At 30.7% G+C, this 16804-nt stretch carries 16 protein-coding genes; all 16 read left to right on the top strand.

Annotated elements, in window-relative coordinates; all coding sequences use genetic code 11:
* Positions 1 to 516 precede the first annotated feature (516 nt).
* The 16 genes from BW727_RS01150 to BW727_RS01225 all read left to right on the top strand — a co-directional run bounded on the left by BW727_RS01150 (position 517) and on the right by BW727_RS01225 (position 16794).
* The gene (locus BW727_RS01150) at positions 517 to 1635 is read left to right on the top strand and encodes a DegT/DnrJ/EryC1/StrS family aminotransferase (protein ID WP_269466550.1); all 1119 of its coding nucleotides are present in this window, start codon (positions 517 to 519) and stop codon (positions 1633 to 1635) included.
* Between the two features lie 16 nt (positions 1636 to 1651).
* Entirely contained in the window at positions 1652 to 2260 is a 609-nt protein-coding gene (locus BW727_RS01155; RefSeq protein ID WP_062468179.1) for a sugar transferase, read from the top strand.
* A gap of 30 nt (positions 2261 to 2290) precedes the next feature.
* Entirely contained in the window at positions 2291 to 2812 is a 522-nt protein-coding gene (locus BW727_RS01160; RefSeq protein WP_062468037.1) for a GNAT family N-acetyltransferase, read from the top strand.
* A complete protein-coding gene (locus BW727_RS01165) occupies positions 2805 to 3746 on the top strand; it encodes a 1-aminocyclopropane-1-carboxylate deaminase/D-cysteine desulfhydrase (protein ID WP_062468039.1) in 942 nt (313 codons plus the stop codon). The genes BW727_RS01160 and BW727_RS01165 overlap by 8 nt, the downstream gene beginning before the upstream one ends.
* Positions 3739 to 4713 carry an ATP-grasp domain-containing protein gene (locus BW727_RS01170; protein ID WP_062468041.1) on the top strand — a complete coding sequence of 325 codons (975 nt, stop codon included), beginning with the start codon at positions 3739 to 3741 and terminating at the stop codon, positions 4711 to 4713. The genes BW727_RS01165 and BW727_RS01170 overlap by 8 nt, the downstream gene beginning before the upstream one ends.
* An 8-nt stretch (positions 4714 to 4721) precedes the next feature.
* On the top strand, positions 4722 to 5822 hold the full coding sequence (locus BW727_RS01175) for a glycosyltransferase family 4 protein (protein WP_062468044.1): 1101 nt from the start codon (positions 4722 to 4724) through the stop codon (positions 5820 to 5822).
* Between the two features lie 81 nt (positions 5823 to 5903).
* Entirely contained in the window at positions 5904 to 6941 is a 1038-nt protein-coding gene (locus BW727_RS01180; protein ID WP_062468046.1) for a glycosyltransferase, read from the top strand.
* Between the two features lie 126 nt (positions 6942 to 7067).
* Complete coding sequence (locus BW727_RS01185) at positions 7068 to 8105, top strand: glycosyltransferase family 2 protein (protein ID WP_062468048.1); 1038 nt, start codon at positions 7068 to 7070, stop codon at positions 8103 to 8105.
* A 104-nt stretch (positions 8106 to 8209) separates the two neighbouring features.
* Positions 8210 to 9247: a glycosyltransferase gene (locus BW727_RS01190; RefSeq protein ID WP_062468051.1), complete on the top strand. Its 1038-nt coding sequence runs from the start codon at positions 8210 to 8212 to the stop codon at positions 9245 to 9247.
* A gap of 9 nt (positions 9248 to 9256) precedes the next feature.
* Positions 9257 to 10387, top strand: a complete 1131-nt coding sequence (locus tag BW727_RS01195; protein WP_062468053.1) for a polysaccharide pyruvyl transferase family protein — start codon at positions 9257 to 9259, stop codon at positions 10385 to 10387.
* A 55-nt stretch (positions 10388 to 10442) separates the two neighbouring features.
* Positions 10443 to 11702, top strand: coding sequence for an O-antigen ligase family protein (locus BW727_RS01200; protein WP_062468055.1), 1260 nt, complete (start codon positions 10443 to 10445; stop codon positions 11700 to 11702).
* A gap of 135 nt (positions 11703 to 11837) precedes the next feature.
* Positions 11838 to 13376: a lipopolysaccharide biosynthesis protein gene (locus BW727_RS01205; RefSeq protein ID WP_227807207.1), complete on the top strand. Its 1539-nt coding sequence runs from the start codon at positions 11838 to 11840 to the stop codon at positions 13374 to 13376.
* Between the two features lie 65 nt (positions 13377 to 13441).
* Entirely contained in the window at positions 13442 to 14455 is a 1014-nt protein-coding gene (locus tag BW727_RS01210) for a nitroreductase family protein (RefSeq protein ID WP_062468057.1), read from the top strand.
* A gap of 67 nt (positions 14456 to 14522) precedes the next feature.
* Positions 14523 to 15269: a YveK family protein gene (locus BW727_RS01215; RefSeq protein WP_062468059.1), complete on the top strand. Its 747-nt coding sequence runs from the start codon at positions 14523 to 14525 to the stop codon at positions 15267 to 15269.
* An 11-nt stretch (positions 15270 to 15280) separates the two neighbouring features.
* Positions 15281 to 16018: a CpsD/CapB family tyrosine-protein kinase gene (locus tag BW727_RS01220; RefSeq protein WP_077795685.1), complete on the top strand. Its 738-nt coding sequence runs from the start codon at positions 15281 to 15283 to the stop codon at positions 16016 to 16018.
* A gap of 5 nt (positions 16019 to 16023) precedes the next feature.
* Entirely contained in the window at positions 16024 to 16794 is a 771-nt protein-coding gene (locus BW727_RS01225) for a tyrosine-protein phosphatase (protein WP_062468060.1), read from the top strand.
* Positions 16795 to 16804: the final 10 nt, after the last annotated feature.

Raw genomic sequence — 16804 nt, forward strand, 5'->3', positions numbered from 1 at the left:
TTGATTGTATTGGTCTGAGTACTATATGTCTAACACAGTTACTGACTTAGACATTATCTCTGGTTGGGGAGGGTCAGTAGCCCCCAGTAGGAGTACGAGATATTTTAAATGTTTTATACCAACGCTATAAATTACTCTTAACGTATTCAGATTTTTTATTTCTTCTCTGTCTACGATAAAGGGAGCATATCAGGAAGTAATCGTTTTTTTGAAAATGTAAAAAGTGGTTAGGATGTAATTCATATAATTATTTAGATAGTACCTAGAAGATGCTAACTGGTATGCGTTAAACATTTGTTTGGCACATGCTAATATACTAAGCAAATAAATAACAATATGACTAAAAGCGTCTTTTATTAGTAAGAATTAAGTAAAATATCATTTTATTATTACATTAGTTATTTATTTAATGGTATTATAGTAATTGGTTTGTGAATAAATTACGTCTAGATTGTTATTTATGTTTAATAATATATAAAAAGTTATTTTTGTATAAAGAAAGGTGAATGCTATATGATTAAAAATAAAAAAATATGGCTTTCCTCACCCCATATGAGTGATGAAGGATTTGAGAAAGAATATGTAAAAGAAGCGTTTGATAGCAATTGGATTGCACCACTTGGAACAAATGTTAATGAATTCGAAAAAGAACTAGCAAATAAAGTAAATTCGAAATATGCTGCAGCATTGGTTTCAGGAACGAGTGCTATTCATCTTGCCCTAAAAGCTTTGAATGTTGGCCAAGGAGATATAGTCCTTTGTCAGACTTTAACGTTTTCAGCGACGGCAAATCCAATTATCTATCAGAATGCAACGCCTGTTTTTATAGATAGTGATTATGAAACATGGAATATGGATCCAAAAGCCTTAGAAGAAGCTCTTGAAAAATATGGCGATAAAGTAAAAGCAGTTCTCGTCGTACATTTGTATGGCTTTTCCGCAGATATGGATAAAATTATGGCTATCTGTGATAAATATGACGTTGCAGTCATTGAAGATGCAGCGGAATCGTTAGGTACTTACTATAAAGGGCAACACACCGGGACCTTCGGAAATTATGGGATATTCTCATTTAATGGAAACAAAATCATTACCACTTCAGGTGGTGGAATGCTCGTATCTGATGATGAGGAACGCATTCAAAAGGTTCGTTTCTGGTCCACCCAATCAAGAGATGCTGCTCGTCACTACCAACATAGTGAATTAGGCTTTAATTATCGCTTGAGTAATGTTTCAGCCGGGATTGGTAGAGGACAACTGAAAGTACTGGACCAAAGAGTCGCCAAGAAAAAATATATTTGTGATTATTATAAACGAGAGCTCAGTGATTTAGAGGGGGTCGAGTTTATGCCTGTCAATGATTGGAACACCCCTAACTTTTGGTTAAGTGTGATGACTTTAAGAGGAAGTGTCAGACCCATTGATGTGATGGAAGCTTTAGAAGCTGAGAACATTGAATCACGACCAGTTTGGAAACCAATGCACCTCCAACCATTCTTCGCAGAATATGATTATATAGGTGGAAACGTTAGTGAGGACCTATTCGAAAACGGAATTTGCCTGCCTTCTGACACAAAAATAACGGATGAAGAACTTGAAAAAGTTTGTACAGTTATTAAATCATTATGGAAATAAACAGGGTGGTTATTTTATGAAAAAATGGAATTTTATTTTAAAAAGATTTATTGATTTGTTTGGAGGTCTTTTTGGGCTAATTATTATTTCACCCATACTGTTTATAATTGCACTATTAATAAAATTTACGTCTAATGGGCCTATCTTGTTTAAACAAGATAGGCTTGGAAAAGATGGGAAGATTTTTAAAATTTTAAAATTTAGAACTATGGTTTTAAACGCTGAAAAAATAGGTAACGGTCTGTTTGTAAAGAACGAGGCTGACGATCGTATAACGATTGTTGGAAAATACTTAAGAGCGACAAGTTTAGATGAACTACCTCAGTTGTTTAATGTAATCAGAGGTGAGATGAGTTTAGTAGGACCAAGACCGCCCGTTCCACATCATCCGCACAGTTATGATGACTATACAGATTTTCAAAGAAGAAGATTTTCTATGAAACCGGGTATAACTGGTTTGGCTCAAGTAACAGTGAGAAATTCAGTTTCTTGGGCTGAAAGAATTCCTTTAGATATTGAATATGTAGATACATTTAATATCTGGTTGGATATGAAAATACTTTTTAAGACAATAATGAAAATATTAGTAAGAGAGAGTATATATACTGATTCGAAAAATATATAAATAAATTTATTTAAATGAGTAGGAGATAATATGGTTAGGATTAGAAGATTCAGGAAGGAAGATATTCCATACAAGGTAAAATGGGTCAACGATAGTGAGAATAACAAGTACTTGCATTACCATTTACCTCTTGAGGAGGATAAAACACTTTTATGGTTTAATTCCACTAAAAATCAAAGCAATAGAAGAGACTACACTATTACATACAGCGAGGTACCTATTGGATTAATAGGTTTACTAAATATTGATTATCAAAATAAAAAAGCAGAATATTATATTATGATAGGTAATACTAAACACAAAGGCAAAGGGATTGCTAAAAAAGCATCAGAGCTATTAATTGAAATCGGCTATAGAGAAATTAAGTTAAACAAAATTTATTTGTACACAGAGGTAGAAAATAATTTAGCTCAAAAATTATTCGAATCAATTGGTTTTTCGAAAGAAGGTGTATTAAAAGAAGATTTAATTGTAGAAGGCGTTAAAATAGATAGATTCATATATGGTTTGCTCATGGAAGAACACTTCAAACAGGAGAATAATAATGATTAAAGAAATTAGTCCAACACCTATTCAAAAAATGCGAACTCAATGTAATGGTAATGAACTATTTATTAAGAGGGATGATTTGATACCATTTTCGTTTGGTGGGAATAAAGTAAGAAAAGCAATTCATTTTTTAAAGGAAATAGAAGAACAGGAGTGTAACTATATTGTAACATATGGAAGTGATTCCTCAAACCATTGCAGAATAATTGCTAATATGGCTGCTTCTAGAGGAATAAATTGCACTATTATTACACCAAATGATACAAATAAGATTACGTATAATAGTAGAATGATTAGTTATTTTGGAGCGGAAATTATTAATTGTGACTTAACTTATGTTAAAGAGACGATAGAAAACACTTTAAGAAAGCTTAAGGATGATGGTCATAAACCATATTTTATTCATGGTGGCGGTCATGGAAATGTTGGCACAAAAGCCTATGTAGAAGCATATGAAGAAGTTTTTTCTTTTGAATTGGAAAATAATATCAAGTTTGATTATATATTTCACACATCAGGAACAGGAACAACGCAGGCTGGCCTAATATGTGGCAGTTTATTAAATGGAAACCGAAGTAAAATAGTAGGGATCAGTAATGCGAGGAAAAACCCATATGGTAGCAAAGTTGTGTTAGAAAGTGTTAATTCGTACTTGAAATTGCTAGGGGAAAAAGCTGTGGGTCTGGAGGCCGTAAATTTCATAGATGAGTATGTATTAGGTGGATATGGTTCTTATAATTACGAAGTAATGGCAGTAATCGAAGAAGTATTATTCACAGATGGTATCCCTCTAGATCCTATCTATACAGGGAAAGGCTTTTTTGGAATGAAAAAATATATAGAAAAAAATCAAATAACTCAAAAAAATGTTTTATTTATTCATACTGGTGGAACGCCGCTGTTTTTTGATAATTTGGAGGTAGAGAAAAATGATTGAACCACTGAACATCTTGATACTTAGTTGTGGAACAAGAAATAAAATTGTCCAATATTTTAAAAATGAGCTAGGTGATACAGGACAGGTCATGGCTACTGATTCTAGTAAACTAGCACCAGCACTTTATGATGCAGATAAATACTTTATTGTCCCAAAGATGAGTGACGAAGGATATTTAGATATTATTTTAAGTATTTGTAAAGAGAATAACATTAAGGGAATATTATCTTTAATTGATCCTGAATTGAGCTTATTATCCAAAAATAGAGATGCTTTTCTAGCAATTGGAACAATACCTATTGTTTCTAATTATGATGTAGTAGAAATGTGTTTTGATAAATACCGCTTCTATGAATTTTTGAATAAAAATAATGTTAAAACGGTACGAAGTTACATAGACAAAGAAGTATTTTACAGAGATGTTGAATCTGGAATTATTGAATATCCTGTTTTTATAAAGCCAGTCAGGGGTAGCGCTAGTAATAATATTAGTAAAGTAACAGCCAAAGAAGAAGTTGAACTTCTTTTCCAACAATTTGATAATTTAATGATACAAGAATTTATGGATGGAATTGAGATAGGTGCAGATACCTATATTGATATGATAACTAATGAGCCGGTTGCGATTTTTACTAAAGAAAAAATTAAAATGAGAGCCGGAGAAACAGATAAGTCAGTATCCATCAAAGATGAAAAACTATTTGAGTTAATTAAGAGTTTTGTTAAAGTAGCAGGTTTCAAGGGAATAATAGACATTGATATTTTCAACGTAGGGGATGAATACTATATATCTGAAGTAAATCCTCGCTTTGGAGGGGGATATCCACATGGATACGAGTGTGGGGTAAATATACCAAAATTGATTATTGATAATCTGAAAAGCAAGAAGAATAAGGAAATTATAGGCCAGTATGAACAAGATATGTACATGATGAAATATAATGAAGTGAAAATTATAAAGAAGTAGGTGTAGATATGAAAATTTTATATGTATCTACAATTTCAAATACGATTAATACATTTTTAATACCCCATATCAAAATGTTAATAGAAAAAGGGCATACTGTAGATGTTGCTTGTAATATTCAAAGAGAAATTGATCCGTTATTATTAGAATATGGATGTAAAATATATGATTTAAGTTTTAGTAGAAGCCCATTCGATAGAGGCAATTACAAGGCGTATAAAGAGCTTAAAAAAATAGTGACAGGAGAACAATATGATATTATTCATACACATACTCCAATAGCATCTGCAATTGTAAGAGTAGCATGTAAAAATATCAAACAAACAAGAGTATTTTACACAGCTCATGGATTTCATTTTTATAAAGGGGCTCCAATTAAAAGTTGGATGATTTACTATCCAATTGAGAAAGCTTTATCTAGGTATACAGATACATTAATCACAATAAATAAAGAAGATTATAAGACAGCTAAGAATAAATTTAATGCAAAAAAGACAGAGTATATTGCTGGTGTTGGGTTAAATATGGAGAGATTTGAACATATAGTAGTTGATAAAGAAACCAAAAAAAAAGAATTGGGTGTACCAGTTGATTCTCAGGTTTTACTATCAATAGGAGAGCTAAATAAAAATAAAAATCATGAAATCGTAATTGAAGCCATAGCAAAATTACATAATGAAAAAATACATTACATAATTTGTGGGGAAGGACCACTGAATGATTATTTAATAAATTTAAGTGAAAAATTAGGTATAGAAAGACAAATACATTTAACAGGCTTAAGGAAAGATATACCTGAAATATGCAAGGCTTCAGATGTATTTGTCTTTCCATCAATTAGAGAAGGGTTATCTGTGGCATTGATGGAGTCTATGGCATCCGGATTACCGGTTATATGTACAAATATTAGAGGCAATTCTGATCTTATTGAAAATAAAAAAGGAGGTTTTTTAATTAGATCCGGAGATGCAGATGCCTGGGCAAAGTATATTAATGAGTTAACTAGTAGTAATGAATTAAAAAAAAAGTTTAGTTGTTTCAACTTAGAAAAAATAAAAAAATTTTCAATTGTTAATATTCTATCTTTTACAGAAAAAATATATAGCTGAGTTAATGTTTTTTTAATTTTGTAAACACTAAAATAATAGTGTATTGAAGTATGAGAATGCTTAAAAAAGGATGTTAATTTAATGAAGAAAATCTTACATGTTCTCAACACTGCAAAATTATCCGGCGCAGAAAATGTTGCTGCTGATATTTGTATGATGTTTGACGGCGAATATGAAATGTATTATTGCTCTTTGCAAGGTGAGGTTAAAAAAGCACTAAAAGATCGTGGAGTAAATTATATACCGTTAAATAAATTAACCGTAAGCGAGTTGAAAAGAGTTATTAGTAGAATTAAGCCAGATATAATTCATGCGCATGATGTTAAAGCTACACTTGTTTCAACAGTAGCAACAAAAAAGTTACCCATTGTTTCCCATCTACATGTGAACCAAGACAATATGAAGAAGAAAACGCTAAAAGCTAGCTTATTTCTGCTATCATCACTTAGGGTGAAAAAAATTGTAGCAGTATCTGAAGGATCCGTAAATGACTTTGCTTATAAAAGATTTATAGTGAATAAAAGTACTATATTGCAAAATATTATCCATACAAATAGGGTTGGAAAATTAATTGTTAAAGATACGAATGAATATAACTTTGATTTTATATTTTTAGGTAGACTATCAAATCAAAAAAACCCTCAAAGAGTTGCTAAAGTTGCTTCAAAAGTATTAGAAAAAAGAAAAGATGTCCGGTTTGGAATAATTGGTGAAGGTGAGTTTAAGGAAGAAATGATAAATATATTTAAAAAGGAAGGGGTCTTAGAAAGGGTGACCTTTACGGGAGGACTATCTTATCCTTATAAGGCTATTATGCAGTCTAAATGTATGCTGTTCTGTTCAAGATTTGAAGGGACACCGATAGCAGGACTTGAAGCAATGTCTTTAGGTGTACCTATAGTATCCACACCTACAGATGGAATGAAAGAATTAATAATTAATAATCAAACAGGTTTTCTATCTGATGATGATGATACTTTGGTACAGTCAATTATTAACCTTATTACACAAAAAGATCTAAATGATAAAATGTCGAAAAATGCTAAAGAAAAATTTGAAAAAATAAATGATGAGGAACAATATAAAAAAAGTTTAATTAAAATATATGAAGAACTATAAAAAAATGGTTTTTAAATATTTTTTTGAAAATATAAAATTATAGTTGGGTTTATTGGGCTATTCTGGGTGTAATTATATGCATACCAAAGTGCGAGATAATTATAGAAATGAAAGGTTGTATAGTTTATGTTGATTAGTATTATCATTCCTGCATATAACTTAGAAAGTCAAATCACAGAAACTTTAATTTCATTGGTAAATCAAACTAATAATGATTTTGAAATTATAGTTATAGATGATGGTTCGACGGATAATACTTATAATGTTGCTTTAAGTGTTTTAAAGGACTGTTCTTTTTGTAATTTCTCTGTATTAACTCAAAAAAATTGCGGAGTAAGCCAGGCCAGAAACGTTGGTATATCAAAATCGAAAGGAGAGTATATTTTTTTCTTAGATGGTGATGATTATGTGAGTAAGGATTTAGTGCAGACTATTAAAACACATGTTGATAAAACCGATGAAAAACTAGATGTTATATGTTGGGGTTACAGTAAAGTTAACAGTGATGGGGTTGAAACCTTAAACTATTTCAAACGTTATGCAGATGAAACTATTGTCATAAAAGGTATTGAAGTAATAGAAAAGATAGCACTAGAAAAGTCATTAAGCATTGCAGTAGGCAGTGCTGTGTATAGTAAGGAACTTTTAAAAAAACATGGAATTAGTTATACTGTAGGATGCAAAAGTGGAGAAGATCAAGAGTTTTCAATTAAGGTACTAGCAAAATCTGATAATGTTTTATTTATAAATAAAACATTATCTTATTATGTTAGTAGAAAAAATTCAATTTCAAATTCATATAATGTTAATAAATTTGATGCAGTTCATGCAATGGAAAGTATTTCAAAATATTTATTAGCACAAGGAGAGGAATACAGTAGCTTATCGCATAATTTTGGTAATGATAAATTAATTGAAAGTTACCTAGTAAACTATAGTTCTTGTCTTCAAAATATGGATAACAAAAATACTAGTCAATTAAATAATGAAATAGAAAGAAAATATCCCGGTTTGAATAAAAAAGTTCTGAAAATGATGAGAAGTAATAATTTTCATGATAAACAACTTATTATGAAAATTATACTATTTCAGATACATCCGAAATTATTTAATTTTATTTTAAATTCAAACATCAGGAAGAAGTTAAAGTTTAGAAAGTTATAATGTACTTTTAAAAAAATTAGGTTTTATACGAATCATCACATCATCTATTTTAATAATAAATATATTAATGTTCGTAGTAATTATTATGTACAGGGAGTTTCTTAATGGTAAAAGTAACGGTAGTAGTACCTATTTATAATGTCGAAAAACACTTGCAAAGAAGTATTGAAAGCTTATTAAAACAAACTTTAAAAGAAATAGAAATTATATTAGTTAACGATGGGTCTACAGATAATAGTATATCAATTTGTAAGTATTATGAAAAAAAAGATTCTAGAATTAGAGTTATTGATAAACTTAATGGTGGAGTTTCATCAGCTAGAAATATAGGAATAGATTTAGCTTTGGGAGAATTTGTAGGTTTTGTTGATCCGGATGATTGGGTTGAACCTGATATGTACGAAAAAATGTACAAAAAAATAAAGATATCTAGTTCGGATCTATGTATTTGTAATTATGTAAAAGAAAATAATGAAAAAGTAATACCAGTAATTTTACCCATAAAAAAAGAAACGCTAGTTAAATGCGATGTACAGAAGGAAATAATTCCAAATATGATAGGCCCATCGAATTTAGATAGTAATTCCCAAACAATAATGGGTAGTGCATGTAGACTTTTAATTAATAGAGAATTTATCAATTCCGACTATTATAGGTTCCCCGAAGATATACCTCTAATGGAAGATTTAATATTTTGTATAAAGGTTTTTTTAAATTCAGAAAAAGTAGTTATTGAAAGAGGCATATACTATCACTATATGACAAATGATAACTCTGCAATTAGAAAGTATAGAAATAACATGCTTGAAATGCAAAAAAACGTTTTTAATGTAATAATTAATATTTTGATGGATTATAAACTTTATGAACTATATATAAATAGGTTAAATATAAGATATGTGGAAATGTTTTTAACAGCAATTGCAAATGAAGTAAATAATGATAACCGTAATAAATACCTGCAGAAGATAAAAACAATAAAAAAAATGAGTGCTGATGAAAAGTTAAAAAAAATAATTAGTGAAATAAACACAAGTAGTTATTCAATGAAAAAGAAATTAATTTTATTTGCTGTACAAAGAGATTGGGCTATATATCTATATATGCATTATAAACTTATGTTTAAAATAATTAATAAATAGGAGGAAATTATGAGGAAAGTTGCTATACTAACTTTAAACGGGTATTTTAATTATGGAAATAGATTACAAAATTATGCACTACAAGAAGTTATAAAGTCTTTAGGTTTTGAAGTAGAAACTATAATTAGTACTACAAAAAATAGAGAGGAACAAGTGACATATCCATCCAAGATATATAATTCAATAAAAAAAGGTCCTAAATATGTTAAAAAGCTAGTTATAAATAAGATTAATAAGAAAGAAGTCATGAAATCAGCGGCAATAAGAACTAAGACATTCAAATATTTTACCAAAGAATATATTAAAGAAACAAATTATTCAATATCAGATGGAAATATTCCAAATGACTTATCAGATAAATATGATTACTTCGTAGTTGGTAGCGATCAAGTATGGAACCCTAATTTTCGAGAAGTCTCTTCACTTTATTTTTTGTTGTTTACAGAAGAAAATAAAAGGATTGCTTATGCTCCCAGTTTTGGAGTTTCGGAAATATCACTAGATTACAAAGAAAATTATAAAAAATGGCTTTCTGGTTTCAGTAAGTTATCCGTAAGAGAAGACGATGGAGCAAAAATTATTAATGACTTGGTAGGAAAAAAAGCTCCTGTGCTAGTAGATCCTACCTTATTGCTAACAAAAGAAAGATGGTTGTCACTTTCTAAAGAAGCAGATAATAAACCCCAAAAAAACTATCTGTTGACATACTTTTTAGGAGGAGTACCTACTAAATATCAAAAAAGAATAAATAGAATTGCGAATGAAAATAATTTAGAGGTTATTAACTTAGGGGACGTAGGGGAAATAGAAACCTATAAGACAGGTCCTAGTGAATTTATTGATTATATTAATTCTTGTGATATTTTCTGTACAGATTCTTTTCATGGGTGTGTATTTGCAATATTAATGGAAAAACCTTTCATAGTTTATGAAAGGCAAGGAAGTTCGCTTTCAATGTATTCAAGGATTAATACATTACTTAATAAATTTGATTTAGACTCTCGAAAAATTGAAAATATTAAAACTAACAGTGAGGTATTCAACACAGATTATTCCAATATTTCCAGTCTATTGGAAACAGAACGTTCAAAATCATTAACCTTTCTAAAGGAAGCATTGAACGTCGAAATTAAAAAGTAAAAGTTACATAAAAAGCAGTTTTATATAAGATTATATTCAAAATGGAGGTGATTATTTGGGAAAAAAATCAGATTACTTCTTCTCAATAATTGGAATAGTTTTAGCTATTAATATCTATGTATTTGCTATAGATAATATACAATTCTCCTACTTATTATTTTTTGTTCTTTTACTAAATATACTATTCCTTTTGGTTGTTTTAAAAAGAATAAAATTTGGTAATGAAATATTTATTCCTGTTAGTTTTTCTATCTATGCATTATTGTCATTAATTTTCAGTTATGATTTCACTAGAACATTTAGATATAGTTTATTTGTAGTTGTTTTTTTGTCAATCTATGTCATTTTATCTAGAGTAAATGTTTGGCATGATGCTTTTTTAAAAGCTTTGCTTTTTGGGTCAATAATCATTGTTTTTGGAACCTATCTTTCTTTTATATTCCCTGAACTATATAGAGAAATTATTTTCCCGTTTTTTACCTCCGAAAATCAAATTGTCATGGATGGACTTATTAGGATGGGAGCACATACGGGTTTTACTAATCAAACTGCCCCCAATGCATTTTTGATTTCAGTGGGAATAGCGCTTCTATTTAGTCGTCTATATTCTAAAATAGATTCGAAGCTAGTTACAAAATTGTTTTTCGTGCTCTACTTGTTAGCTTTATCGATGACATTAAAGCGGTCATTTATCCTTGCAAATGTGGGTAGTGTTTTAGTTTTAACCTATTTGTATTATAGGGCTGAAAGTAATAAAATAAGTGTTCTGGTTAAAATACTAGTTGGGACTGTAGGGTTAGTATCAATATTATTCATGATAAGCCCATTTATCCCAACTATTCAAGATACTGTTGCTAGATTTGGACTTACAGAAGCAGGCATTGATTCTTCAGGTAGAGATTGGATTTATAAACTTGGATTAAGAATGTTTTTATTAAGCCCAATATTTGGACATGGAATGGATAGTGTACCAGTTTTTTATGCTAATAACTATGGTGTGTTTGAATTGCAGCAAATGCATAATATTTATATTCAAATGTTAGCTGAAGTGGGTATGTTTATTACTTTAATAGTACTTTTTTTGTTTGCAATAAATTATCGGGTAGCTTACAAAATGGTTAAAGAATCACTGAAAAAGGATGACAAAAAAGCTACTTATGTACTCAGCTCCTCTCTGTATATACAAACTTTTTGGCTTATATATGGTTTTTTTGGAAACCCATTAACAGAACATACTTATCTTTTAATATATTTGCTTTTCTCTTCGATTACTTTGTTTTATTTTAAAAATTCAAAAAAGGAAATACTAAATTAACTGTTAGCAAATAAGATGTAACCTATAAAAAAAGTAATAAATAATCTTAAAGACATTAAATTATATTGGTATCAAAATATATTAATGGTTGTAGAATTGTTTTTAATTTTATAAAGGTTAGTTAAGGTGGAAAAATTGGAAGAAAAAAGAAATGTTAATCAATTAAAAGTAGGTGCAACTTTATCTTATATTTCAATGGGACTAGGTTATCTAGTTTCAATTGTATATACACCAATAATGTTACGATTGCTGGGACAAAGTGAATTTGGGCTATATAATTTAGTGTCTTCAGTAGTTGCTTATCTAGGCGTTTTAAATTTCGGATTTGGCAGTGCATATATGCGCTACTTTTCGAGATATAAAACTAAAGAAAACCATGAAAAAATTGCAAATTTAAACGGAATGTTCTTAATTATTTTTTCGCTGCTAGGTTTAGTAGCTGTTATTGCTGGGATACTACTGGCGTTGAATACTGAGACTATATTTGGATCAGAACTAACCAATATTGAATTGTCAAGGGCAAGAACGTTGATGATTATTTTAGTAATTAATTTAGGGGTTTCATTTCCAAGTATAGTTTTTACATCGCATATAACTGCAAACGAGAAATTTATATTCCATAAGCTTGTTCAAATGGTAAAAACTATAGCCAATCCGTTTGTAGTATTACCTCTTTTATTATTAGGATATGGGTCAGTAGGAATGGTCCTGGCAACAACATTGTTAAACATTGTTATTGAAACAATTAATATAGCCTATTGTTTAAAGAAATTGAATATGAAATTTTCTTTCAAAAAATTTGATTATAAATTAATGAGAGAAATGACAGTTTTTTCTTCTTTTATTTTTATAAACTTATTAATTGATCAAATAAATTGGAACGTAGACAAATTTGTTTTAGGACGATTTCATGGTACTGCTTCCGTTGCCTTGTATGGTCTTGCAGCACAATTAAATACTTACTATTTATCAATTGCCACAGCTGTGTCCAGTGTGTTTATTCCAAGAGTACACAGGCTAGTGGTCAACTCTAATGATGATGAATTATTACAACTTTTTACTCGAATTGGCAGAATTCAATTTATTATACTATCATTGATTGCCAGTGGGCTAGTGTTTTTTGGCCAACCATTTATTAGTATGTGGGCAGGTAACGATTATAAAGGGTCGTACCCAATAGCATTATTACTCATTATTCCTGTTACCATACCTTTAATTCAAAATATAGGTATCGAAATCCAACGAGCAAAAAATATGCATCAATTTAGATCATGGGTATACTTTTTCATGGCTATAGGAAATTTGGCATTAACCATACCACTATCAAAAGAGTATGGAGGTATAGGAGCTGCATTTGGAACAGGCTTATCACTTATACTAGGTAATGGTTTGATTATGAATTGGTATACTCACGTTAAACTCGGACTTAATATGAAGTTTTTTTGGAAACAAATATTAAAGTTAATACCAGCACTAACTATATCATTGGTTGTAGGAGTACTAATTAATATATTTATTAATATTAACAATGCTTATATGTTTGTTTTTTTCATTATGATATATGCAATAATATTTAGCGTTTCTATGTGGTTTATTGGAATGAATGATTATGAAAGAGAGCTAATAAGTAGTCCGCTTAATTATATTCATAAAAAAATTACGTTAAAAAAATGAAGTCGAAAATTTTTTTGTAAGTAAAAAACTATTAGTTACAACATTAATGAAAAGAGGATTTAATTGTGAGATCAATCGTTAAAAAAGTACTACCAAAGATAATAACTGATTCAATAATAAAATGGAGAGTCAGAAGAAGCATCACAGAGTTATATAAGTACGATAAAAGGAGACTTCTTAAATATACATATAATGTTAATGATCATTTAAGTATGGAAAACCTTAGGGCTAAGATAACATTCCACTATCATTCAATTGAGAAAGGACTAAGTAATGCCAATTTAAGATTAGGATTTGGAGAAAAAGCATTTAAAGAACTTTTTTGGGCCATGGATAAATATGTCATGGAAGGTTTTGAGGTTAAAGATTTTCGATTCCAAAATGCTATTAGCGTTATAAATTCCTATGTAGAGTTACATCGTACCTATGGATATGATGTTAGAGAAATAGAGTCTTATTTAAAAAAATATCAAGACTATCTCCTGAAAGAGAATGAAAATAGTGGGGGTTATATGATAATAGATAAAGCCACTCTTCCTAATTTCAAGGAGCTAAGATTTAGTGAATTAGCATTTAATAGGCACAGCGTTAGAGATTTTGGTATTAAAGAAGTGGATGACAATAAAATATATGAGGCAATTAATGTCGCCGCTAAATCCCCTTCAGTATGCAATCGACAATCATGGAAAGTATATTTAATTAAATCAACTAAACTAATAAAGAAAGTACTTAAACAACAAGGGGGCTTAACAGGGAATGGAGATAACTTAAAAAAACTTTTACTAATTACATCTGATAAGCAGTATATGACTGGTGGAACAGAAAGGAATCAGACGTATATTGATGGTGGGCTTTATACAATGAGTTTACTATATGCATTAGAAAGTGCTAATATTGCGACTTGTACGCTAAATACAAGCTTTTCTTTAGAGAAAGAAAAAAAAATACGTGAATTATTAAATATAAACGAATCGGAAGATTTTATAGCTTTTGTAGCAGTTGGAACATATCCTGAATTAGTTAAAGTGGCTAAATCACCTAGAGATAATTATTCGTCATTTTTGACTGTAATTGAGTAGTAAGGAACACAACAGAGAGACACTACTTGCCATACGTCTAAGTATTAAAAAATTGTAGGAGGAAATTATGAAAGAAGAGCTATCATTAAGTGAACTGTTCGATACATTAAAGCGGCATATAGGAAAAATTATAATCTGGTCTTTAATAGGTTTAATTACATTAGGAATTTATACATTCTTTTTTGTTGTACCACAATATCAATCGACATCCAAAATTGTTGTGAACCAAACCCAACAAACTGGTCAAGCTATTACTAATACAGATATTCAGACAAACTTAAATTTGATCAATACTTATCAAAGTATCATAAAGGAACCAATTATATTAGAAGAAGTTATAGGAAAAATAAACTCAGTACTAACAACCCAAGAATTGAGTAACAAGTTAAGTATTCAAACAGACAGCGCCTCCTTGGTTTTTGGAGTGACGATATCAGATGCTGATCCTTATGTGGCATCGGAATTGGCAAATGCGATCGCAGAGACTTTCCAAGAAAAAATTGGCGATATCCTAGAAGTAGAGTCTGTGACGATTCTGTCTCAAGCCATTCCCAGTGTGAATCCGGTTTCGCCTAATATTCCTATGAACCTAGCAATCGGTTTAATTCTAGGGTTAATGATAGGTGTCGGTACGGCATTCCTAAGTGGATTTCTGGACAAACGTGTCAAAGACAGCAAGCTCATTGAGGATATGGGCTGGACAAATTTAGGTTCTGTTCTGGAAATGTCTCATGAAGAATTAAAAGATACCCGCATGATGAAACAAGTCAGAGTGAATATGGATAATAAATCGCAGCTGCGTAGAAGGGTCTAGGGGTGACAATCATGTTTGGAAGAAAACAAAAGAAAAAAATCCAAAAGATGGATCAAGAACAAAAACAAGGAACATCGCTAGTAACAGTTACAAAACCTAACTCAGTCGTTGCGGAGCAGTTTCGAACGATTCGAACCAATATTCAGTTTTCGATGATTGATAAGGAATTAAAAACAATCATTTTTACATCATCAGGTCCTTTTGAGGGCAAATCGACGGTCGCTGCTAATATTGCTTCGGTATTTGCTGATCAAGGAAAAAAAGTATTGTTGGTTGATGCTGACATGCGTAAACCAACTGTTTTTAAAACCTTTAAATTACAAAATACGGTAGGCCTAAGTACTTTGATTTCTTCAAGAAGTACGAAGATTGAAGACGTGGTCCAACGTGTCGAAGAGGCCGACTTAGATATTATCGCCAGTGGTCCAGTACCTCCGAACCCTTCTGAATTATTGAATTCTAATCGCATGAATGAATTGATTGAAGAATTAGAAAAGACTTATGATTTGGTCTTATTCGATATGCCACCCGTTGTTTCTGTGACGGATGCGCAAATTATGGCAACAAAGACAGATGGCGTTGTGTTTGTCGTCAGAAGGAACATTGCACACACGGAAGATGTGAAACATGCCAAAGAATTACTCGATATGGTTCAGGCCAATGTCTTAGGTGTTGTCTTCAATGGAGCAGAGAAAAAATCTGATCGCTCTTATTCTTATTATGGCTATGGCTATACGGACGAGGAGTGAAAAGAATGATTGATATTCACTGTCATATTCTACCTGGAATTGATGACGGCGCACGTTCGATGGAGGATTCCTTAGCAATGGCTGAATTGGCCGTTGCGGAAGGGATTACTCATATACTGGCGACTCCGCATCATAAAAATGGCAAGTTTGAAAATAATAAGAAAGATATTGTGAATTTAGTTCAAAAGCTACAGAAAGAACTGGATGATCATAAAATTAACTTGACGGTTTATCCGGGACAAGAGGTTCGGTTATATGGAGAACTAATCGAAGATATTAACAAGGACAGTATATTATTTACTGATGAAGGGAATACATATCTTTTAATTGAATTTCCTACTATGTCGATTCCACACTATACAGAACCACTGTTTTTCCAGTTAATGCAAGCTCAGATTATACCGGTTATTGTTCATCCAGAGCGTAACCAAGCGATTATAGAAGAACCGGAAATTTTAAAGAACCTTATCGAAAAAGGCGCGCTCGCCCAAGTAACCGCCAGTTCCTATGTGGGGGTATTCGGAAAAGAGATTGCCAAGCTATCCAGTCAGTTAATTGAAGCTAATTTGGTTCATGTCTTAGCATCAGACGCTCATAATACACGTGGAAGAGCCTTCCATATGGAAGAAGCTTTTGAAAAAATGGCCATAGAATTCGGTCAGGGTAAAGTGGACCAATTTAAAGAAAATGCAAAAAATATTATTAATGGTGATTTATTTTCACCGCCGAATCCAAGCGAAATAAAGAAGAAAAAGAAATTTTTTGGTTTATTTTAATTAAAAAGGA

The sequence above is a fragment of the Jeotgalibaca dankookensis genome (assembly GCF_002005405.1).
GTDB lineage: Bacteria > Bacillota > Bacilli > Lactobacillales > Aerococcaceae > Jeotgalibaca > Jeotgalibaca dankookensis.

Bases quoted from the DNA above. Each gene is read 5' to 3' on its own strand.
- BW727_RS01155 (WP_062468179.1), top strand. From the start codon at position 1,652: ATGAAAAAATGGAATTTTATTTTAAAAAGATTTATTGATTTGTTTGGA.
- BW727_RS01160 (WP_062468037.1), top strand. From the start codon at position 2,291: ATGGTTAGGATTAGAAGATTCAGGAAGGAAGATATTCCATACAAGGTA.
- BW727_RS01165 (WP_062468039.1), top strand. From the start codon at position 2,805: ATGATTAAAGAAATTAGTCCAACACCTATTCAAAAAATGCGAACTCAA.
- BW727_RS01170 (WP_062468041.1), top strand. From the start codon at position 3,739: ATGATTGAACCACTGAACATCTTGATACTTAGTTGTGGAACAAGAAAT.
- BW727_RS01175 (WP_062468044.1), top strand. From the start codon at position 4,722: ATGAAAATTTTATATGTATCTACAATTTCAAATACGATTAATACATTT.
- BW727_RS01180 (WP_062468046.1), top strand. From the start codon at position 5,904: ATGAAGAAAATCTTACATGTTCTCAACACTGCAAAATTATCCGGCGCA.
- BW727_RS01185 (WP_062468048.1), top strand. From the start codon at position 7,068: ATGTTGATTAGTATTATCATTCCTGCATATAACTTAGAAAGTCAAATC.
- BW727_RS01190 (WP_062468051.1), top strand. From the start codon at position 8,210: ATGGTAAAAGTAACGGTAGTAGTACCTATTTATAATGTCGAAAAACAC.
- BW727_RS01195 (WP_062468053.1), top strand. From the start codon at position 9,257: ATGAGGAAAGTTGCTATACTAACTTTAAACGGGTATTTTAATTATGGA.
- BW727_RS01215 (WP_062468059.1), top strand. From the start codon at position 14,523: ATGAAAGAAGAGCTATCATTAAGTGAACTGTTCGATACATTAAAGCGG.
- BW727_RS01220 (WP_077795685.1), top strand. From the start codon at position 15,281: ATGTTTGGAAGAAAACAAAAGAAAAAAATCCAAAAGATGGATCAAGAA.
- BW727_RS01225 (WP_062468060.1), top strand. From the start codon at position 16,024: ATGATTGATATTCACTGTCATATTCTACCTGGAATTGATGACGGCGCA.